The sequence below is a fragment of the Chitinimonas arctica genome, from assembly GCF_007431345.1.
Lineage (GTDB): Bacteria > Pseudomonadota > Gammaproteobacteria > Burkholderiales > Chitinimonadaceae > Chitinimonas > Chitinimonas arctica.
Genome location: NZ_CP041730.1, coordinates 421422 through 440498, shown reverse-complemented (window position 1 = coordinate 440498; position 19077 = coordinate 421422). Strand labels below are relative to the sequence as shown.

19 protein-coding genes and 3 tRNA genes are annotated in these 19077 nt (G+C 60.0%); 17 read left to right on the top strand and 5 right to left on the bottom strand.

The genetic code is table 11. The annotated features are described in order from the left end of the window. The first annotated feature begins 1 nt into the window (after window position 1). From motB to FNU76_RS02005, 3 genes are read left to right on the top strand one after another with little or no spacing between them, the layout of a single operon-like run. Entirely contained in the window at window positions 2-904 is a 903-nt protein-coding gene (motB, locus tag FNU76_RS02015) for a flagellar motor protein MotB (protein ID WP_143856148.1), read from the top strand. Beyond that, entirely contained in the window at window positions 901-1626 is a 726-nt protein-coding gene (locus FNU76_RS02010) for a class I SAM-dependent methyltransferase (protein WP_143856147.1), read from the top strand. The genes motB and FNU76_RS02010 overlap by 4 nt, the downstream gene beginning before the upstream one ends. Beyond that, window positions 1611-3035, top strand: a complete 1425-nt coding sequence (locus FNU76_RS02005; RefSeq protein WP_143856146.1) for an HDOD domain-containing protein — start codon at window positions 1611-1613, stop codon at window positions 3033-3035. Before FNU76_RS02010 ends, FNU76_RS02005 begins: the two co-directional genes overlap by 16 nt. Here FNU76_RS02005 and FNU76_RS02000 read toward each other — a convergent pair. Continuing rightward, entirely contained in the window at window positions 3018-4322 is a 1305-nt protein-coding gene (locus FNU76_RS02000) for a leucine-rich repeat domain-containing protein (protein ID WP_179958314.1), read from the bottom strand. The genes FNU76_RS02005 and FNU76_RS02000 overlap by 18 nt on opposite strands. A gap of 343 nt (window positions 4323-4665) precedes the next feature. Between FNU76_RS02000 and FNU76_RS01995 the strand changes: the two genes are divergently transcribed. Continuing rightward, window positions 4666-5448: a TrmH family RNA methyltransferase gene (locus FNU76_RS01995; protein WP_143856144.1), complete on the top strand. Its 783-nt coding sequence runs from the start codon at window positions 4666-4668 to the stop codon at window positions 5446-5448. Here the strand turns inward: FNU76_RS01995 and FNU76_RS01990 are convergent. After that, window positions 5419-6336: a DMT family transporter gene (locus FNU76_RS01990; RefSeq protein WP_143856143.1), complete on the bottom strand. Its 918-nt coding sequence runs from the start codon at window positions 6334-6336 to the stop codon at window positions 5419-5421. The two genes, FNU76_RS01995 and FNU76_RS01990, sit on opposite strands and share 30 nt — an antisense overlap. Window positions 6337-6815: 479 nt before the next feature. Here FNU76_RS01990 and FNU76_RS01985 point away from each other — a divergent pair, with 479 nt between their 5' ends. Then, window positions 6816-7763 (top strand): cytidine deaminase-like fold-containing protein, encoded by a 948-nt coding sequence (locus tag FNU76_RS01985; RefSeq protein ID WP_143856142.1) that lies wholly within the window; start codon window positions 6816-6818, stop codon window positions 7761-7763. Further along, entirely contained in the window at window positions 7751-8146 is a 396-nt protein-coding gene (locus FNU76_RS01980) for a hypothetical protein (protein WP_143856141.1), read from the top strand. The genes FNU76_RS01985 and FNU76_RS01980 overlap by 13 nt, the downstream gene beginning before the upstream one ends. Window positions 8147-8217: 71 nt before the next feature. Here FNU76_RS01980 and FNU76_RS01975 read toward each other — a convergent pair whose 3' ends face one another. Together FNU76_RS01975 and FNU76_RS01970 are read right to left on the bottom strand one after the other, a co-directional pair. Next, entirely contained in the window at window positions 8218-8988 is a 771-nt protein-coding gene (locus FNU76_RS01975; RefSeq protein WP_143856140.1) for a phytanoyl-CoA dioxygenase family protein, read from the bottom strand. Between the two features lie 103 nt (window positions 8989-9091). Next, on the bottom strand, window positions 9092-9925 hold the full coding sequence (locus tag FNU76_RS01970; protein WP_223879192.1) for a carbonic anhydrase: 834 nt from the start codon (window positions 9923-9925) through the stop codon (window positions 9092-9094). A 214-nt stretch (window positions 9926-10139) separates the two neighbouring features. On the opposite strand from FNU76_RS01970, the gene FNU76_RS01965 reads away from it, so the two are divergent. Continuing rightward, the gene (locus FNU76_RS01965) at window positions 10140-10661 is read left to right on the top strand and encodes a PilZ domain-containing protein (protein WP_143856139.1); all 522 of its coding nucleotides are present in this window, start codon (window positions 10140-10142) and stop codon (window positions 10659-10661) included. Then, window positions 10651-11325 (top strand): uracil-DNA glycosylase, encoded by a 675-nt coding sequence (gene ung, locus FNU76_RS01960; RefSeq protein WP_143856138.1) that lies wholly within the window; start codon window positions 10651-10653, stop codon window positions 11323-11325. The genes FNU76_RS01965 and ung overlap by 11 nt, the downstream gene beginning before the upstream one ends. A 41-nt stretch (window positions 11326-11366) precedes the next feature. On the opposite strand, the gene lplT is transcribed toward ung, so the two are convergent. Beyond that, window positions 11367-12659 (bottom strand): lysophospholipid transporter LplT, encoded by a 1293-nt coding sequence (lplT, locus tag FNU76_RS01955; protein WP_143856137.1) that lies wholly within the window; start codon window positions 12657-12659, stop codon window positions 11367-11369. A gap of 318 nt (window positions 12660-12977) precedes the next feature. On the opposite strand from lplT, the gene FNU76_RS01950 reads away from it, so the two are divergent. From FNU76_RS01950 to FNU76_RS01910, 9 genes are all read left to right on the top strand, one after another. Continuing rightward, window positions 12978-14204 carry an aspartate kinase gene (locus FNU76_RS01950; RefSeq protein ID WP_143856136.1) on the top strand — a complete coding sequence of 409 codons (1227 nt, stop codon included), beginning with the start codon at window positions 12978-12980 and terminating at the stop codon, window positions 14202-14204. A 49-nt stretch (window positions 14205-14253) separates the two neighbouring features. After that, window positions 14254-14347: transfer RNA gene (locus tag FNU76_RS01945), tRNA-Ser, on the top strand. A gap of 51 nt (window positions 14348-14398) precedes the next feature. Next, a tRNA-Arg gene (locus tag FNU76_RS01940) sits at window positions 14399-14475 on the top strand. A gap of 46 nt (window positions 14476-14521) precedes the next feature. Next, window positions 14522-14598: transfer RNA gene (locus tag FNU76_RS01935), tRNA-Arg, on the top strand. A 328-nt stretch (window positions 14599-14926) separates the two neighbouring features. After that, the gene (locus FNU76_RS24835; RefSeq protein ID WP_263405644.1) at window positions 14927-15592 is read left to right on the top strand and encodes an energy transducer TonB; all 666 of its coding nucleotides are present in this window, start codon (window positions 14927-14929) and stop codon (window positions 15590-15592) included. A gap of 112 nt (window positions 15593-15704) precedes the next feature. Beyond that, complete coding sequence (locus tag FNU76_RS01925) at window positions 15705-16613, top strand: MotA/TolQ/ExbB proton channel family protein (RefSeq protein ID WP_143856135.1); 909 nt, start codon at window positions 15705-15707, stop codon at window positions 16611-16613. An 8-nt stretch (window positions 16614-16621) separates the two neighbouring features. Then, entirely contained in the window at window positions 16622-17041 is a 420-nt protein-coding gene (locus FNU76_RS01920) for an ExbD/TolR family protein (RefSeq protein ID WP_308418595.1), read from the top strand. A 188-nt stretch (window positions 17042-17229) separates the two neighbouring features. Further along, window positions 17230-17652: an ExbD/TolR family protein gene (locus FNU76_RS01915; RefSeq protein ID WP_143856133.1), complete on the top strand. Its 423-nt coding sequence runs from the start codon at window positions 17230-17232 to the stop codon at window positions 17650-17652. 142 nt (window positions 17653-17794) lie between these two features. Beyond that, complete coding sequence (locus tag FNU76_RS01910) at window positions 17795-19042, top strand: tetratricopeptide repeat protein (protein ID WP_223879191.1); 1248 nt, start codon at window positions 17795-17797, stop codon at window positions 19040-19042. Window positions 19043-19077: the final 35 nt, after the last annotated feature.

Here is a 19077-nt window from a genome sequence, read left to right as displayed (position 1 = left end):
GGTGAGCGACGATTCGCAGCGCCCCATAGTAGTCAAGAAGATCAAGAAAGGCGGCCATGGTCACCATGGCGGCGCCTGGAAGATCGCCTATGCCGACTTCGTCACGGCCATGATGGCCTTCTTCTTGCTGATGTGGCTGCTGGGCTCCGCTACCAAGGGCGAGCTGCGAGGGATCGCCGAGTATTTCCAGAACCCCTTGCGCGTGGCCATGAGCGGCGGCTCGGGTGCCGGCGAATCGACCAGCGTGTTGCAAGGCGGCGGCATGGATCTATCCAAGGCGGCCGGTTCGCAGCGGCGCAGCCCGGAGAAAGGTGAAAGCCGCAAGCTCAACGAGCTGAAGAAAAAACTGGAAGATGCCATCCAGAACACCGCAACCGGCAAGTTGGCGCAATACAAGGACCAGATCCTGCTGGATATCACCCCGGAAGGGTTGCGCGTACAGATCATCGATCAGCAGAACCGTCCCATGTTCCAGAGCGGCAGCGCCCAGATGGAGGGTTATGCCAGCGAAATCCTGAAGGAAATCGCGGTGATCCTCAATGAGGTGCCCAATCGCCTTTCCTTGTCCGGCCATACCGACGCGGCGGGTTTTTCCGCCGGCGACAAGAATTACAGCAACTGGGAGCTGTCGGCCGACCGCGCCAATGCCTCTCGCCGCCAGCTGCTGGTCGGCGGCATGGACGCCGGCAAGATCCTGCGGGTGGTGGGCCTGGCCGGCTCGGTCCCTTTCGATACCGAGAACCCGGCAAACCCGGTCAATCGCCGCATCAGCATCATCGTGCTCAATAAGGAAGCCGAGGAGAACATCATGAAGTTGGCTGGCAAGGCGGCCGGCGATGCGGAAGCGGTCACCGATCCGGCCGAAGCCCTCAAGTCGGGCGCGGCGGCAGAAGCCAAGCCGTGAACCCCGCGCTGCTGAGCCTGGCAATCCAGCTGGCGGCCGGTGGCGCCGCGCTGGCAATTGGGTACCTGTTCAACTGGACGGCCTTATCCACCCTGTTTGGCCAGCTGTGTATCGCGGTCGTGCTGTCCCGGCTACTGGGACAGCCGATCTGGTGGCAGCTGCTGCACGCGCTGTTCGCGCCGGCCATCGTCTTGAGCCTGAGTCTTGCGCTGCCTCCCTGGATCTATCTATTGGCCTTTGTCCTGGCCTGGTTGTTGTTCGGGCCCATCGCCCGCAGCCGGGTGCCGCTCTACTTGAGCAACCGCGCCGCCATGGATGCACTTGAACGCTTGTTGCCGGAACAGGCCAGCGTGCTGGATGTCGGCGCCGGCACCGCGACGGTGCTCGCCAGGCTGGGGTGCAGGCCGGGACTCAAGGTCAGCGGGGTGGAGCATGCCTGGCTGCCTTGCCTGCTCGGATGGCTGCGGCTGAAACTGGCAGGCAACCCGGCCCGGCTTTTGTGGGGCGATATGATGCGGATGGATCTTGCCAACTACGATGTCGTCTATGCCTTTCTCTCGCCGGCCGCCATGCCGGCCTTGTGGGCCAAGGCCCGCCGGGAGATGCGTTCAGGCAGCTTGCTGATCAGCAACAGTTTCACCGTGCCCGATGTGGCCGCCGACGAAGTGATCGAACTCAACGACTGGAAGGGCGCGAAGCTCCACTTATGGCGAATGCCCTGAGCGCCGCCCCGCCGGCCGCGCAACCCAAGCAGAACGAAAGGAACGAAGCCTGGCTGACCTTCTGGGCCCGCCGGCCCTTGCCCATCCTGCAATCCACCAAGGCCGCCCTGGCGGGCTTCGCCGGCCGGCTGGACACCGTGCGCAGCGACGAGATCATCGCCGCGGTGTTGCGCGACCCCTTGCTGACCGCGCATATCCTGCGCCATATCAACCAGCGCAAGCGCGGCAGCCTGGCCAGCGATGTGGTGGCCTTGGAAAGCGTGGTCTTGCTGATGGGCGTGGATGCCTTTGTCGGCCAGTTCGCCCGCTTGGCCACGGTCGAGTCGATGCTGCTGCCCAAACATCCGGCCCGCTATTTCGCCCTGCTGCGCGAGGTCGCCACCACCCGCCTGGCGGCCAGGCTGGCCAAGGATTTCAGCGAACTGCGCTATGACGCCCATCCGGAAGAAATCAATATCGCCGCCTTGCTGGGCCATATGCCGCGCATGCTGCGGCTGCTGGAAGCCGGCTTGCCGGACGCCGCGCCCGCCAGCGACCTGGACGAACTGCCGCCCTTGTTCGCGCGCTGGAGCCTGCCGGAAGTATTCTCCAGCCTGCTCGACCACCGTAGCCCATCGAGCCAACGCAGCCTGTTGCAGCAAGCGGCCGTGCGCCTGGCGGATAAACTGCAGATGGGATGGTGGCAGGACGGTGTTGCCGCCGATGTGCACCTGGCCGCCCATAGCCTGGAGATGGAGCAGGCCGAGGTGTGGCAATTGATTTGCGGCGCGTTGCTGCACTTCGCCCGCAAGGATTGGCCATATGCGCAGATCTTCCCGCCGGCCCGCTGGCTGCCCATGCTGCCCGGCGAATGGCCGCGGCCGCAAGCCAAGGCCGCGCCGGAAGCGGCCGGCAAGCCTTCATTCGATTCTCTGCTGCGCGAACTGCAGCGCGCCGGGCAAGGCTCGGGCACCTTCAACCAGATCATGAACCTGTCCATCCGTGCCCAGGCCGAGGGCCTGGGGATGAAGCGCATCGTGTTCGGCTTGCTGATGGCCGGCCACAATCTGCTCAAGACCCGCTATGTGGTCGGCGCCGCCGATGATGATCCGCTTCGCAGCCTCCAGGTCGATCTGACCGCCCCGCACCTGTTCACCCGCCTGATGCTCAAGCCGCAATCGATCTGGCTCAAGCCTGGCAACCGCGCCCAATTCGAAGCGCTGCTGCCGCGTGGTGTGCGCCAAGCGGTGGGCGAGGGTGATTTCGTCGCCATGTCGCTATTCGTGGACGACAAGCCGGTCGGCCTGTTCTACGCCGACAACCACGGCGGCCCGCTGACCGAAGCGCAATACAACGGCTTCAAACAGGTTTGCCAGCTGACCGGGCAGTGCCTTACCTGGCAGGCGGGGCGTTTATCGCGGGGTGGATAAGGGAATATTTTCCGGCGCTCCCGCATCCACGGGTAGGCGCTCGGAAAGCTCCCTGTCGATCTGCTTGAGCGCTTGCCAGGCTTGAGGCTGCTTGTAGTCTATCGTCAGCGCCCGTTCGAAGCTCAGCCGGGCTAGTTCGCGGTGTTGCGCCTGTAAACGGAGTAGGCCGAGTCGGGTGAGATCGGCGGCACGGCTGATCTGCCCTTGTGCAGCGTCCATGGTATCGGCGAGCATGTCCTGCTGGATTTCTCCCAGGCCCAGGCGGCGGGTTTGCTGCAAAAAGACGCAAGCACCATGGGGATTGCCTGCCTCCAGGGATTTCTTGGCCAGTTTGTGCAGGATGGCTGCGGTATGAAATGCACTCTCTTCGTTGCGCAGCAGCGCCGAGTCTATGAATTTCAGCGCGATGCCTAGTTCAACCTTATTCTTGACGCGCCTATCGGATAGCGATAATTGGGTGAGCCGGTAATTCTGAGCGAGCGCAGCGGCGAAATAGATGGCGCCTTCATAGGCGATGGGGTTGTGGGCCAGGTGCAATACAGTCAGGCTGGTATTGCTTACAAGCGCCTTCGCCAAGCCTTGTGCGCCCAGCCTGCCTATCCTATTGGTAAAGAGATATAGACGAAGCAGGGTACCGTTCTTCCCGATGGCCTCGCCCAAGCTGCAAGCCCCCGTGCAATCGATATGGTTCAGCCCCAGTTGAAGTACATTCAAGCGGCAATGGTCAAGGGCAAGGGTGCGCGCGAGACTTGACGCGCCGGCGTTGCCGATCCGGTTATTTGTCAGTTCCAGTTCAAGCAAACCACATTGCGGCTGAGCCAATGCATAGGCAATTACCGCTGCGCCAGCGTCGCCGACATCGTTATGCCTTAGCTTGAGTGCGGTGAGCGTGTTCGCGTCGGAGTGTATGGCTTCGGCCAGTGTATGCGCGCCGCTTGTGTCGATTTTGCAATTTTTCAGTTCGAGTTGGTGCAATTGGCAAACAGGGTCTGTGAGTAGCGCGGCAATTGCCGCTATCCCGTTGCGGCCAACCCGGTTGTCATGCACGGAGAATCGCGCAAGGCTGGCTTGTCTCCGCATCACGGCGCTGGCGATTGCTTGCATGCCCGTGTCGGTGATGCCGAGGTTGGACAGCGAAAGATCCTTGAGATGGCTGTTTCCCGCCAGGGCAGTGACAAATTCTTCCAAGCGCGTGGTATCGATCACGAAAGTGGATTCGTCGTCGGTAGGGAGGCCACACAGGCTGCAACTGGAAAATGCCGGATCGTTGGCGGACAACCGAGCCATAGCCGTGTGCCACGCCGGGTCGTACGCCGGCAGGGGAGCGGCACTTGCGTACCTTGCACCCGGCGGAGTGGAAATAATGGCTTGCATCGTGCGCTCCTTGTGCGCCGGCGGTACGAACTTTTGTTCACCGCCTTCCCGGGCCGGCCGTTGGTGGACTTCCAGACTTTCTTGGATGGGATGGCTCCCGCCAAGATGGGGAGGGCTAGCTAGTTGGCTTCGGTGGATGAGGCGGACTTACTGCTTTTCGGGTTGTCCTGGGCTGGGCGGACATTTGTAGCGCCACCCGTGTGACCGCCAGGTAAAATATGCGCCGTCCAATCGAATATCTGCACGCCATCCGCCCATGGACCTGATCCAGTCACTCCAGAACCCCCTGCTCAAGTCCTGCGTCAAGCTGGCGAACAATCGCCGGGAACGCCTGAAAAGCGGGCTGACCCTGCTCGACGGGCCACACCTGCTCACCGCGGCATTCGACGCGGGTCGGCCACCCGACCGCCTGCTGGTGGCAGCCAGTGCCTTGCACAAGGCTGAAGTCGCTGCGGTACTGGCGCGTTTCGGCAAGACGCCCAGCGTATTGGAAGACGCGCTGTTCGCTCAATTGAGCGATCTGGAGTCGCTGAGTGGCATCCTGGGCGTGTGGCCGATACCTGCTGCACCGGCGCCATGGACCAGCGGCCATATCCTGGCGCTCGACGGCGTGCAAGATCCAGGCAACGTCGGCTCCATCCTCCGCACAGCGGCGGCAGCCGGGGTGGACCAGGTGTGGCTCGGCACGGCCTGTGCCGACGTCTGGTCGCCCAAGGTCCTAAGAGCAGGCATGGGTGCGCATTTCCTCGTACCGGTATTGGAGCGGGCCGATCTGCCCGCGCTTCTGGGGGGATTCAAGGGCCGCAAGGCAGTGACCGCCTTGGCCGGTAGCGTGTCGCTCTACCAGGCGGACCTGTGCGGCGACCTGGTGCTGGTGATGGGCAGCGAAGGGCAGGGTGTCAGCGCCGAGGTCCTGGCCGCCGCCGATCTGCGGCTGGCCATTCCCATGCGGGCCGGGCTGGAGTCGCTCAATGTCGGCGCCGCCACGGCCATCTGCCTGTACGAACGCCTACGCCAGACGGGCGGCCAGCCTGGCTAGGCCGATCTTGCGCAGCCAGCCGGCTACGTCCAGCAGCATGATCATATTGCCCACCACGGCGCAGGCGATACCGGCGAAGGTCCAGCTGCGCCAGACAAAGCCCTCGAACCATCCGGATAGCAGCAGCGCGACGATGGGCACGGCCACCGCGATATAGCCTGAGCGGGCGGCGCCGATCCGGCCCATCAGGGTCAGATAGCAGGCGAAGGCCACCACCGAGCCAAACACCGCGAGATATAGCAGCGAGGCGAGGTATTGGGGGCGCCAATCGAATACCAGGGGCTGGCCGCTAAGCACGGTCAGCAGCAGGGCGGTGGTACCACCCACCAGCATGCCGTAGCCGATGCCGGGCAGCAGCGGGACGGCAAGATTGCGATTGCGTTGCGCCACCAGGTTACCTATCGACGCCAGCAGGGCCGCGCCGAGGCCGCAGGCGACGCCAAGCCAGCTGGAAGCGCCGCGCACTTCGCTCAATTCGGGCCAGAACACCAGGGCGATGCCCAGAATGCCCAGGCCCGCGCCCAATAGGGACTTGGTGTCCAAGGCCCGCCCGAACGCCAGCCGCATACCCAGGACATTGAGCAGGACCATGCTGGAATTGAGCACCGCCATCAAGCCGGAGGCAATATGGTGCTCCGCCTCGTATACCAGCATATAGCTCAGGCCGAACATCAACACACCCTGAAAGGCGGACCAGCGCAGCTCCGCCAGGCTGAGCCGCAGCCGTTCGCCGCGTAGCGCGCACCAGCCAAGCATCAGCATGCCCGCCAGCAGGAAGCGGTAGGCCACCGAGGCGCTGGCCGGTACCGCGCCGTATTGAAAGGTAATGGCGAGCCAGGTGGAACCCCAGATCAGGGTGGCGGCGAAGTAGAGCAGGGAATTGGGCACGGTAACAACCTTGGCGGCGTCCGAGCCGGATGGCTCAGTCCGGCAAGATTACGCCGCTATTCGCAAAACCGTCAGACACGGCGACGGCATTCGGCGACCGACTGTATTGGCTGGGCCGGCATGACAGTTTGCCCAGCGATTCAACCGTCCCCGCTGTTTTACCCCACTCCCCCACCTTGCAGCCATGGAGGGGCGTGGCTGAGGCATAGCGCATTGCCTTGCCGGTAGGGCAGATATGCAAAGTAATCTATTTTTAACGATAGATTGAGCAGCTTAAGAAAAATAAAATAAGAGTGCGTGTACTTTTTATAGATACGCGAGATGGCTTGCGCTTTTGTCGATACTATATTTTTTGCGTGGTTCCATGAAATGAGATGTCAATCAGTGAAAATTATCATTTGGCATACGAACTTATGCTTCGCGCGGAGAAGGTGTTTTGGAAGGCGCGGTTTTTATATATAAATTAGGAAAGAATAGTAATGGATCTGCCAAATATATCATACAAAGTAGCCCCTTTGGATAATACTACCAGCTACGCTAACCTTCCGCTTGCGGATCAGAAACTTTCGTCCACTGATACACTGGGAAGCATCGAGCGTGGTCAAAAGGATAATAATTTTGGCGAAACACTCAGGAATCTGACGCAAAAAGATCGCACAAGCGGAGTGCATAGTCAGAAAAAGGAAAAACCCACAAACGGAGTGCGTAATCAGAAGAAACAAAATGGAAGTGTTGCTTATGATCATCTTGGTTTGGCTGGCACAGGCTCTGCGAAAACTTCGGATGCCCGGCGTGGCCGCGATGACGCTTCGGTGGAGGCGCTGCGCCAAGCTGGCGCTGCGGTGCGGGCGCAGCGCGAAGCCCTGCGGGCGCAGCGTCCAGTCAGCTTACCGGCAGCTAGTCAGTCGAGCCGGCCGGCGCTACCGCTGGCGGCAAGTCAAATGGAGATCGACAACCCCGTTGTGAACGAGTTTCTCGGCATTCCCGCTTTGCGTGGCGCGGCTAGTATCACTATGGGTGTAGATGAGGACGGTAGGAGTCTACTTAAGTGCGAGGCGGTGCTTCTGTATAATGGAAAAAAATATTACGATGTTAATCAGAGGGCGCGCAATTCTACATTGGCGACTGATGAAAAATTATCGATTTACAGCGAGGCCAAAGAGAAGGCTGAAAGGCCGAATAATACGTGGGCTACTGCACATGCTGAAATTGGGGCAATGGAGCAGGCATATAAAACAGGTCAAAGGGGAGGTGCTCCCGTGATTTATATTATTGGTAAGCCGGTATGTGGCTATTGCCAATCTGATATAAAGAAAATGGCACTTAAATTGGGGCTGAGCGGATTGACAGTTGTTCATCCTGACGGCGTGGTTGAATTTACGGACCCTGAAGACTTTAGCAGGAGTGGTGCTCAATGGAAAGTATGATCGAGAAGTGCTCGCATCGTTTGGTCGGTGAAGCATTTTCGGATTGGAAAAACACACCAACTTTGCCATATGTATTCGAACGGCTGGCTGATATCAACGCTGGGCGGCTTGAATGTCTGACGCTTTTTACCACCGACGGAAAGAACATGATGTTCCTTGGTAAGCCAGGACTGACGCATATTTGCCTGTTTGCTTCCGATAAGGAGACGTATATCTTCGACAATGGAACTGCGGACACGACCAAAGTAGACATAGCGGGCGATTATTGGCCCTCGTTCCAGTTATGCCGTGATGGGCAAAGATCGAAGGATATCGCGAGGGAGTTTTGTATAAGCGGCCGGCCCCTGGCTGCTCAGAAGTGGATTCACTATGTTGAATCCTAAGACCAGGCAGTGACAATCGACCCGGGACGCCCTACACGCTTTGTGTGGGGTGCCCCTCGCCGGCAGGGGGGTCAGGCCAGCGCGACCGACGGCAGGCTGGCGCTGCGGCTGCCGGGTAGCGGGTGATTGTCTTGGCGGTGATAGCCGAAGACCAGCGAATACTTGCTGGTCTCGGTCCGATTCCAGCCGGCGGCGTGGAAGGTACGGGCATGGAAGAACACCACGTCGCCCGGCGCCAATTCGGGGAAGACGGCCTGTTCGATCAAGGCCTGGTTCTCCGCCAGGTCCGGCCGCAGAAAGGCGCGGTTCTCGAAGCGCTCGGCGGAGATGTCCATGGTATGGCTTCCCGGTAGAAAGCCCAGGCAGCCGTTCTCGCGCACTTCCATGCCCAGTGCCAACCACACCGAGATCAGGTTGCTGTCTTCAAAGCTCCAATAGCGGATATCGCGATGCCAGTGGGTCACGCTGGAGAATGCCGGCTGCTTGGTCATCAGGCTATTGTGGTGGGCCTGGCTCAGCGCGATATGTTCGCTGCCCAGCAATTGCCTTACCCGGCCCGCCAGGCTTGCGTCCAAAGCCCAGCGCCTAAACACCTCGTCACGGGCATAGACCTGCTTCAGCCGCCTTGCCGTCTGGCCACCGGCCGCCTCGCGCGAGCTGGGCGCGCCGGGATAGTGGGTGTCGGCTTCATATTCGATCGGTTCGATGGCACGGGCCAGCTGGTCCTTGCCGGTGGCGAGCAGAGCTTGCCGCAATTCTGCGTCGGCCATGGCGCGGACGACGATAAAACCCTGCCGCTGAAAGGTTTCGAGCTCGGCAGGCGTGAACAACTGAGTAGTCATTGGCAACTTTCGGCAGAAACGACAACGCGGCCGGAGGGCCGCGTTGCTGGGGACTCGGTTGGCCGCGATTCTACTCCGCCTCCGCACCGGCCGAAATGCGCGCCTACATGCTTTCCAGGATTTCCCGGCCGTTGATGGGTTGGACCGGGCGGGCATTGAAGGGGAACTCGCGACGGAACCGTGCCAGCTGGGCGCTGGAAAGCTCGACGGGCGTCTTCAGGATCAACCAGCGCACACCCTCCGAGCAGGGCGGGGTGGTGAGCGACCCGGTCAGGGTGTAGTACTTCAAGTTGCCTGGCAGCAGGCCGGCGGGGCTGAACGAGCGCTCTTCGTAGCTGCGGCTTTCGCCGTGTTCTTCCGGCAACCGCTCCCAATGGGTCTGCAGCAAGGGGTGTTCCTTGCCTTCCTTGAACAGCACGGCGACGACCGCCAACTGTCCCGCTTCGCTCTTATGCACCATATGGGCGACCAGCGGGAATTGCTTGCCGCTGATCAGCTCTTCACTGGGCGTATGGAAATGGAACTGCTTCAATTCATAGCGCTCGCCCAGGGCCTCCAGCCAACTGCCCGGATCGATATTGACCTGGATGGTGTGGCCATTATTGACGATGGCCAGCTTGCTCATGCCGTAGGAAAACTTCAGCGGTGCCAGTTGTTGGCCCACGGCGCCGGACACATTGACGGGCGATTGCTCTTTGCCTTCACTGCAGGGGGTATTGGCGGCATTCAGCCTGGACCAGTTCTGCGGTCCGGTCTTCGGCCCGGTGTAGCTCCAGTGGTTGGGATCTTCCGCATGCACATCGGCGGCCTTGTGTTCGTGAGCGGCACTGACCGGTTTGCCCATCTTGACGGGTTTCGCCGCCGGGGCTTCGTTCGCCAGCAGCGGACCGCTGGAAAGCAGCAGGAAGAGGCTGGGCAACAGATGTTTTTTTACCATGGATAGTGAGCGGACCGGCCTGCAAATCCGCGAGGGGAGGATTAATGGAATATAAAGTCTAGATAGGCGCCTAGTGCTTTGCCAAGCTAGGGAAACTGTAAACAAATCTACTGGAACCATTGCTGTGTCCGCTACGCCGGCGACTGCTTGGGCCCGTATTCCTTACTGAGTGCCCCTAAGGGGTATACTTATCTGTATCAGACTGGAGGCTTGCATGGCCGCTGCGCTATCCATCGATCTCGATCTGCCCCTCGCCTGGCTGCATGCCGCGCCGCCGCCAGGTACCGACGGCGTATTGCTGCTGCGGGTCTTGGCCTTACTGGAGGCGGCGCCGCCTCATCTTGACGATGAAGACGGTCCGGAAGCGTTGCGCTGGCAGGCGCTGGAAGCGCGGGTGGACCTGACCTTGCAGCTATTGGGCCAATTGCTGGCCCGGGGCGAACCGCTGCCGCCGACGCGGCCACTGGTCCTGCATGGCGGCGGTGCGAGTTGGCTGGCGGCAACGGCCTTGCCGGTCGGCGATGTCGGCACCTTGGTCTTGCACCTGTCACCGCGTATTCCACAGCCCCTTTATTTGTCGGCCCATATCGACAGCTGCCTGGCGGAAGCGGGCGGCTGGCGTGTGAACTGCAGCTTTCAGCATCTGGATGCCGAGTTGCAGGACTGGCTGGAAAAAACCATCTTTCGGCGCCATCGCCGTGAAATCTTCGAGCGCAAACACCCACATGATGATTGATTTACCCTCCGCCTGGGCGGATCTGCTGGCGGATCAAGTCCGCCAGCCCTATTGGACGGCACTGCAGCAATTCCTTCAGGCGGAAACGGCCGCCGGCAAGCAAATCTACCCGCCAGAACCCTTGCGTTATGCTGCCCTGGCGGCGGTTGACCCGGCTGATGTCGGCGTGGTGATCCTGGGTCAGGATCCCTACCATGGAGCCGGCCAGGCGCATGGACTGAGTTTTTCGGTCCCCCTGGGCGTGCGTCCGCCGCCTTCCCTGGTCAATATCTTCAAGGAAATCAGTCGGGACCTGGGATGTTCGCCGCCGCAACACGGCAATCTGGCGGGATGGACACGGCAGGGTGTGTTGCTGCTGAACAGCGTGCTGACGGTGGAGGCGGAAAAAGCGGGCGCCCACCGCAAGCGCGGCTGGGAGCAATTTACCGATACGCTGATTGCGCGATTGGCGCAGCGCCATGACGGCATCGTGTTTTTGCTGTGGGGAGCTTACGCGGAAGCCAAGACTGGCTTGATCGATGCTGACCGGCACTGTGTATTGCGTTCGCCTCACCCATCGCCGCTCTCCGCCTACCGCGGTTTTCTCGGCAATGGGCATTTTTCCGAAGCCAACCGCTACCTGGTCGCGCGGGGCAGGGCGCCTATCGATTGGGCCCTGGCTTGATTTCCCGGGCCGCCTACTCGGCGGCCCGGCGCTCCTGCGCTTTAATCGTGCATCAGCCCTGCCGCTTGGCCGCGACGGTGTAGATGCATGATGTAGAGCATGGGAATGATCAGCAGCAGGCCAAAACCGATAATGATGCTGTACATCGGGGGTACGCCGCCCAGGCTTTGGAAATAGGCGAGCGCGTGGCCGTGCATATTGTCGCTGAGCGGGCTGCTGAAATATTTCACCAGCAAGGCATGGCCGCCGACCATGACCAGGATGCCGAGATTTTCGTTGAAATTCTGCACCGCGATCGAATGGCCCGCGCCCATCAATAGATGGCCACGGTGTTGCAGCATGGCATTGAGCGGCACCACGAAGAAGCCGGCCAGGGCGCCGACCAGGAACATCTGTGTGCCGGCCAGTACGACATTATTGATAAACAGCATGCTGATGACCATGACGCCCATGGCGACGCCGGCAGGCAGCACCCGGAAGGCTTGCCGTAGCGGAATCAGGCGGCCGGCCAGGATGGCGCCGGCGGCCGTGCCGAAAGCGACCACCGCGACCAGGCGGGTGGCTTCCTCCAGATTGAAGCCCAGCCAGATCACCGCCCAATTGATCACGACCAGGCGCATGGTGGCGCCGGCGCCCCAGAACAGGGTGGTGACCGCCAAGGACAGCTGGCCTTGCGGATCGCGCCACAACTTGATCACGCAATCCCAGAATTCGCGTATCAGGAAGCGCGGGCTGTAATGGATGGGCTTGAGTTCCACGTTCAGCTTGGGGATATAGAGATTCACCCAGGCGGCCGCGAGATAGATAAAGCACAGTACGACCAGGGCAAAGACCGGCGCGCTCAGCATATGTAGCGGCGTGATGGCCAGCCATTCCCCCATGCGCGGCCCGGCGATCAGGCCGCCCAGCACGGTGCCGAAGATAATGGCGCTGACCGTCGCGCCCTCCAGCCAGCCATTGGCGGCGACCAACTGCTCATGCGGCAGGTATTCGGTCACGATGCCGTACTTGGCCGGCGAGTAGGCAGCGGCGCCGAAACCGACCACGGCGTAGGCCAGCAGGGGAGGCAGGCCCACCAGCATGCCGACGCAGCCGAGCAACTTGATGCCGTTGCACAGCATCATGGCCTTGCCCTTGTGCATGGAGTCGGCGAAGGAGCCGGCAAAAGGGGCCAGCACGACATAAGAAACGGTAAAGCACCATAGCAACATGGACTGGTGCCAAGCCGGTGCCTCCTGGATCTTGAGCAGTGCCAGGGCGGCGATAAAGAGAGCATTGTCCGCCAGCGCAGAGAGAAACTGCGCGGTCAGAATAGTGTAGAAACCGCGATTCATCAGAAGGCGTCGCTTGGCAAGGCGCGGTGTGGAGGAAGCGGCTTTATACCATAGCCTCCCGATAGATTGATGTCGCGTGGATATCGGCGACCGCGCCGAGCGGCTAAATTTCCCGCAAGCGCTTGCTCGCCAAGGTGGCGTCGCATCCTCATATCCCCCGCGATTTTCGCCGTCAACCAACGCTGTATATGGCTTATAGCCCAATGAGGGCGGGGCCCTTGCGAAAAATTCTAATAAACGGAGGCAAGCGCGCCTTGTCTTCGGGCGAGGCTTTCTTTAGATTCGATTCCTTTCATTAAGTAAGACCCGAGGGAAGGAATGGCGCTAATCGTCCAGAAGTACGGCGGCACATCGATGGGTTCGCCCGAGCGAATCAAGAATGTGGCTCGTCGCATCGCCAAATATAGGGCTCAGGGTCACGAGGTGGTTGTCGTGGTCTCCGCCATGAGCGGTGAAACCAACCGGCTGATTGCCTTGGCCAGGGAAATCCAGGCCGAACCGGATCCGCGTGAGCTGGATGTCATCATCTCCACCGGCGAGCAGGTCACCATTGGCCTCCTATCCATGGCCTTGAAAGCGATCGGCCTCGACGCCCGCAGCTACACCGGCGGGCAGGTGCGGATATTGACCGATGCCTCCCATACCAAGGCGCGTATCCAGCATATAGATGAAGCGCCCATGCGCGCCGACCTGGCGGCGGGCCGGGTGGTGGTGGTGGCCGGCTTCCAGGGTGTGGATGAGCTGGGCAATATCACCACGCTGGGCCGTGGCGGCTCAGATACCACGGGCGTGGCGCTTGCCGCTGCGCTCAAGGCGGATGAATGCCAGATATATACCGACGTGGACGGCGTCTACACCACCGACCCGCGCGTGGTGCCGGAAGCCCGCCGGCTGAAGACGGTCACTTTCGAGGAAATGCTCGAAATGGCCAGCCTGGGTTCCAAGGTATTGCAAATCCGCTCGGTCGAGTTCGCCGGCAAGTACAAGGTCAAACTGCGCGTGCTCTCCAGCTTTCAAGATGAAGGCGACGGCACGCTGATTACATTCGAGGAAGAAGACTGCATGGAAAAAGCCATTATTTCGGGCATCGCCTTCAACCGGGACGAGGCACGCATCAATGTCACCGGCGTGCCGGACAAGCCCGGCATCGCCTACCAGATACTGGGGCCGGTCGCGGACGCCAATGTCGATGTGGACATGATCATCCAGAACGTCGGCGTGGAAGGCCATACCGACTTCTCGTTCACCGTGCCGCGCAATGAATACCAGAGTGCCTTGCGCATCCTGGAGGGCGTGCAGGGCCATATCGGTGCCAAGTCCATCTCCGGCGACGACAAGATCTGCAAGGTATCGGTGGTGGGCGTGGGCATGCGCTCGCACGTGGGCATCGCTTCGACCATGTTCCGCACGCTGGCGGAAGAGGGCATCAACATTCAAATGATCTCAACATCCGAGATCAAAATCTCCGTGGTGCTGGACGAAAAGTACCTGGAACTGGCTGTGCGAGTGCTGCACAAGGCATTTAATCTCGATCAAGAGCCATGAACGCTTGACGTGTCCCAAATGCCCAGCTATAGTGGCGCCCTCTTGAGACGGAGAAGTGGCCGAGTGGTCGAAGGCACTCCCCTGCTAAGGGAGCATACGGGCACAAACCTGTATCGAGGGTTCGAATCCCTCCTTCTCCGCCAAGTGTTTCACGGCGGTTGTTTTGAAAGTTGTTGTTGTATTGAAGTATCAGTGCGCTCGTAGCTCAGCTGGATAGAGTACTTGGCTACGAACCAAGGGGTCAGGAGTTCGAATCTCTTCGGGCGCACCACTTAACAACAACTCAGGCAGTCGCAGTAAACGCAATCTCAAGTAATGCGCCCGTAGCTCAGCTGGATAGAGTACTTGGCTACGAACCAAGGGGTCAGGAGTTCGAATCTCTTCGGGCGCACCATAAATACCCACGACAAAGGCCGCTTACGCGGCCTTTGTTGCAAAAAGACAACGTAAAATAATAAGGTAGATGTCTTTAGTGGTATGTGCATGTCTTTCAGTGGTATTGTCCTGTTTTCTGATATTGCGAGCTGTCGCCGATCTCGAATTGATTGATGCGGCGTCAATTAATACGCTAGACTCGAAAGTTGAGTCTGCGGTTATTTGGTGTCATGGCGCCGGTTAAGCGCAATAATCGATTTCTGGATGGCAAGTTCGGCGTGATCCGCCTGGGCTTGCCGACGTTGCTTAACCCTGCCTTACGGCGTGGCAGGTATAGAGGGTAGACCATGGATTTTGCGCAGCAGCAGAGGAATCCTTCGAAGCATTTGATTGGCTTTGGCTTCGTTATCCTTTTGCACGTTGGAATTGCCTATGCCCTGATGATGGGCTTGGGTAAAAAAGTGATAGCTGCTCTTCCCGAGTCGCTGGTAACAAAGATCATCGAGGAAGTTCAGCCTCCCCCTCCTCCGCCGGATGTTCCACCGCCTCCTCCCCCGGATTTTAAGGCACCACCGCCGCCGCCATCGTTTGTTCCTCCGCCCGAGGTTCAAGTTGCTGCGCCGCCGCCTACGAATGCCATTCAGCAAGCCACGACGGTCAAGCCAGCGGATACCACTTTTGCCCCGGCCCCCCCGCCTGTCCAGAATGTGCCGCCCGCACCACCCGCACCACCTAGCGTCAGGGGTCTTTGCTCCAACGTGAAGGAAGTCGGCGAAGCGATGCAGGACAAATTCGTTGCGCTGGCAGCCAAGGAAGAAATCACCCATGCCGAAGCGACCGTGGAACTGGTCATCGGCCCCGGCGGTGAGATCAAGAGTGCTCGCGTGACCAAGTCGTCCAATCCAAAGGTGAATTCACTTGCCGTTGGTGCGGTCAAGCGCCTCGCTTGCCGTGGACAGGGGACTGATGTGACAACTTATTACCCCGTTGAGTTTACCCTCAAGGACGAGTGATTTTTGGCGGGCAATTCCTATAGGTGTATCCCATCTATCGGTTTGCCATGTTAAATCGGGAAGTTTTTCGGCTCTTCGCCGAACCCAATCTAGCTAAGGAACTGGAAGCATCATGTCTGTAGCCCATCGTTTTTCCGCATTTTTCGCGGCAGTCGCCCTGGCCGCTGCCCCCGTAGCAACGGTTCTTGTGTCCCCGCTGGCTTTTGCGGATGACACGCCGGCCGCTGCCGCTCCGGCCGCAGCCGCTGCGCCGGCCGCCGCCGAAGCACCCGCAGCCGCCGCTCCGGCCGCAGCCGAAGCACCCGCTGCAGCCGCAGATGCTACCGCCAAGGATCCACATGGTGAATATGCGGATAACCCCTACGGCCTCAAGGCCTTGTGGGGCCAAGGCGACCTGATTGCCAAGGGCACCCTGGTCATTATGCTGATCATGTCCATGGGTACCTGGTACATCCTGGTGACCAAGCTGTACGAGCAACAGAAGCTGATGCGTCAAGCACATGCCGCCCGCGATTCCTTCTGGAGCGCAGGCTCGGTGAAGGCTGGCGTCGGCGCCCTGGATGAGGGCAGCGCCTTCCGCTTTATCGCCGAAAGCGGTGTCAACGCCAACGAACACCACGAAGGTGCTTTGCTGGAACAGATCGACCGCAACACCTGGGTGACCATGTCCATCCAGCGCTCGATCGAAAACGTGCAGAACCGCCTGCAGGACGGCCTGGCCTTCCTCGCTACCGTGGGTTCCACCGCACCTTTCATCGGCCTGTTCGGTACCGTGTACGGTATTTACAACGCCCTGGTGCAAATCGGCATGTCCGGTCAAGCTTCCATCGACAAGGTGGCGGGTCCCGTCGGCGAATCGCTGATCATGACCGCCATCGGCCTGGCTGTCGCCGTACCTGCCGTGCTGGGTTACAACTGGCTGGTTCGTCGTAACAAGAGCGGCATGGAAAAAGTTCGTGCCTTCGGCGCCGATCTGCACAATGTGCTGATGAGCAACGCCCAGACCGCTAAGCGAGCCTAATCATGGGAATGAACGTCGGAAGTGACTCCGGCGGCGATGACGAGGTAGTGTCGACCATCAACACTACCCCGCTCGTGGACGTCATGCTGGTGCTGTTGATCATCTTCCTGATCACCATCCCGGTAGCGACCCACACCGTGCCGGTTAAATTGCCCAGTGAAACGATCAAGGCTAACAAGACCAAGCCGGAGAACATCAACATCGCCGTTGATAAGGATGGCGATGTGTATTGGAACGAATCACGGGTGCCGGACAACAACGCCCTGGTCGCCAAGCTCAAGGAAGTTTCGGTCAAGGATCCACAACCCGAAGTCCAGATCCGTGGCGACCAGAAGGCGCGCTACGAGTTCATCGGACGCGTGATCGTAGCCTGTCAACGGGCGGGTATCGTGAAGGTTGGTTTTATCACCGAACCGCCGCATGGCTGATCCGGCCATTTGACCTGAAGGACCGCAATACGGCCCCACGCCCCATTGGCGCAAGCCAGTGAGGCGCCCTCGCGAAAGCGGGGGCAGGGGAGTAGCAATCAATCTACGGCAATGCTTGCACGAGACATCTTTCATCCCCAGGGGTGGCGCTCGATGCAATGTCCATTTGAGAAGGAATAGCCATGGGCATGAATGTAGGCTCTGGTAGCGACACCGGTGAACCGGAAGTAATGGCCGAAATGAACACCACGCCGTTGATCGACGTGATGTTGGTTTTGCTGATCATGCTGATCATCACGATCCCGGTTCAATTGCACGCCGTGAAGCTGGATATGCCGGCCGGTACGCCTCCGCCAAAGACCACGGAGCCGATCGTGCACCGTGTCGATATCGATTTTGACGGTACGGTTTATCTGGACGGCACGGTCCTGGCGGATCAGGCGGCACTGGAAGCAAAGTTCCAGGAATACGCGGCAATACCTGATCAACCCGAAGTTCACATTCGACCCAACAAGTTGGCCGCCTACAAGAGCGTTGCCGCGGTGATGGCCGCCGCACAGCGCATAGGGGTGACCAAGATTGGCATGGTCGGTAACGAACAGTTCATGTAACACAATGGAAGCGCTGCGCAGGTGCGAGCCTCGCTGATCTGCGATTCGTAACCTGCCAGGCGTCTCCCAAAGGCGGCGATATCAAATTTGCGATGTCGTCGCACTTTGCTTTTTCACGCAACGGAAAAGTTCAAGAATGACAATGCGCGCCCGTCCTCTCTACGCCGGCCTATTACTTTGGGCAGCTCTCGGCTTCCCCGTTCTGCTCTCGCCGCAACATAGTCCCGCTGCGGCCGCCGCCGAATCGCAAACCGTCAGGCCCGAAATAGGCAAGCCCTTGCAGGCTGCCAGCAATCTACTCAAAGCGCAGAAATACAAGGAGGCCCTGGCCAAGATACGCGAAGCGGAAGCCGCGGCCGGCCAGACACCCTACGAAGCCTTCGTGATCCAGCGTATGCGCGGCTTTGCCGCAGCCGGCGCGGGTGACGCGCAACTGGCGGCCAAGTCGCTGGAAGCGGCCATGGCGTCGGGCAAGATGTCGAATGGCGAAAAGCTCAATGCGATGGAAGCCCTGGTCAGCGTGTTCTACCGCGCCAAGGATTATCGCAGCACCGCCGCCTGGGCGTCCCGCTACGCCAAGGAAGGCGGCAGCAATCCGCAGATCACCGGCCTGATTCCGCAATTGCGCTATATGAGCGGCGATGTCGCCGCCGCCGCCAAGGAACTGCTGGCCCAAGTCCAGGCGGACGAAAAGGCTGGCCGTGCACCCAGCGAGGAAAAGCTGCAATTGCTGGCCAATTGTTATCTGAAGATGAACGATAACAACGGTTATGTGGTGGCCCTGGAAAAACTGGTGGCCCGCTACCCGAAAAAATCCTACTGGACCGATATCATCAGCCGCGTTCAGCGCAAGTCCGGCTTTTCCGAGCGGCTGTCGCTCGAGCTGTATCGGCTGAAGTTCGTCACCGAAAATATGGTGACCAGCAACGATTATATGGAAATGTCGCAACTGGCCCTGCAGGAAGGCTTCAACGCCGAAGGCAAGAAGATCGTCGATAAAGGCTTTGCCGCAGGCGTTCTCGGTACCGGCAATGAAGCCGAGCGGCATAAGCGTCTGAACGATCTGGCCGCCAAGCGTGTCGCCGACGAGCAGAAGATGCTGGCCCAGCTGGAAAAGGAAGCACAGGCCGCCACGGATGGCATGGGCTTGCTGAATCTCGGTGTCAATTACATCGGTATGGGCCAGTCCGCCAAGGGTCTGGCTTTGATGGAGCAGGGCATGGCGAAGGACGGGTTCAAACGCCCCGACGATGCCAGGTTGCGCATGGGTATCGGCTATCTGATGGCCGGACAGAAACCCAAGGCGCTACAGACCCTGAAGTTGGTCAAGGGTACCGACGGTTCGGCCGATCTGGCCCGCCTATGGACCTTGTACGCGCAGCAGCATTGACGTGCCGATCGGACCGGATGGGGGCAATCCCGCCG

Excerpts from the sequence above, each read along its gene's own strand:
- FNU76_RS01920 (WP_308418595.1), top strand. The coding sequence starts at position 16,622 with ATGAACGTCGGAAGTGACTCCGGCGGCGATGACGAGGTAGTGTCGACC.
- FNU76_RS01980 (WP_143856141.1), top strand. The coding sequence starts at position 7,751 with ATGGAAAGTATGATCGAGAAGTGCTCGCATCGTTTGGTCGGTGAAGCA.
- FNU76_RS01975 (WP_143856140.1), bottom strand. The coding sequence starts at position 8,988 with ATGACTACTCAGTTGTTCACGCCTGCCGAGCTCGAAACCTTTCAGCGG.
- FNU76_RS01915 (WP_143856133.1), top strand. The coding sequence starts at position 17,230 with ATGAATGTAGGCTCTGGTAGCGACACCGGTGAACCGGAAGTAATGGCC.
- FNU76_RS01965 (WP_143856139.1), top strand. The coding sequence starts at position 10,140 with ATGGCCGCTGCGCTATCCATCGATCTCGATCTGCCCCTCGCCTGGCTG.
- FNU76_RS01970 (WP_223879192.1), bottom strand. The coding sequence starts at position 9,925 with ATGGTAAAAAAACATCTGTTGCCCAGCCTCTTCCTGCTGCTTTCCAGC.
- FNU76_RS01910 (WP_223879191.1), top strand. The coding sequence starts at position 17,795 with ATGCGCGCCCGTCCTCTCTACGCCGGCCTATTACTTTGGGCAGCTCTC.
- FNU76_RS01925 (WP_143856135.1), top strand. The coding sequence starts at position 15,705 with ATGTCTGTAGCCCATCGTTTTTCCGCATTTTTCGCGGCAGTCGCCCTG.
- FNU76_RS01950 (WP_143856136.1), top strand. The coding sequence starts at position 12,978 with ATGGCGCTAATCGTCCAGAAGTACGGCGGCACATCGATGGGTTCGCCC.
- ung (WP_143856138.1), top strand. The coding sequence starts at position 10,651 with ATGATGATTGATTTACCCTCCGCCTGGGCGGATCTGCTGGCGGATCAA.
- FNU76_RS24835 (WP_263405644.1), top strand. The coding sequence starts at position 14,927 with ATGGATTTTGCGCAGCAGCAGAGGAATCCTTCGAAGCATTTGATTGGC.
- lplT (WP_143856137.1), bottom strand. The coding sequence starts at position 12,659 with ATGAATCGCGGTTTCTACACTATTCTGACCGCGCAGTTTCTCTCTGCG.
- FNU76_RS02005 (WP_143856146.1), top strand. The coding sequence starts at position 1,611 with ATGGCGAATGCCCTGAGCGCCGCCCCGCCGGCCGCGCAACCCAAGCAG.
- FNU76_RS02000 (WP_179958314.1), bottom strand. The coding sequence starts at position 4,322 with ATGGCTCGGTTGTCCGCCAACGATCCGGCATTTTCCAGTTGCAGCCTG.
- FNU76_RS01995 (WP_143856144.1), top strand. The coding sequence starts at position 4,666 with ATGGACCTGATCCAGTCACTCCAGAACCCCCTGCTCAAGTCCTGCGTC.
- FNU76_RS01985 (WP_143856142.1), top strand. The coding sequence starts at position 6,816 with ATGGATCTGCCAAATATATCATACAAAGTAGCCCCTTTGGATAATACT.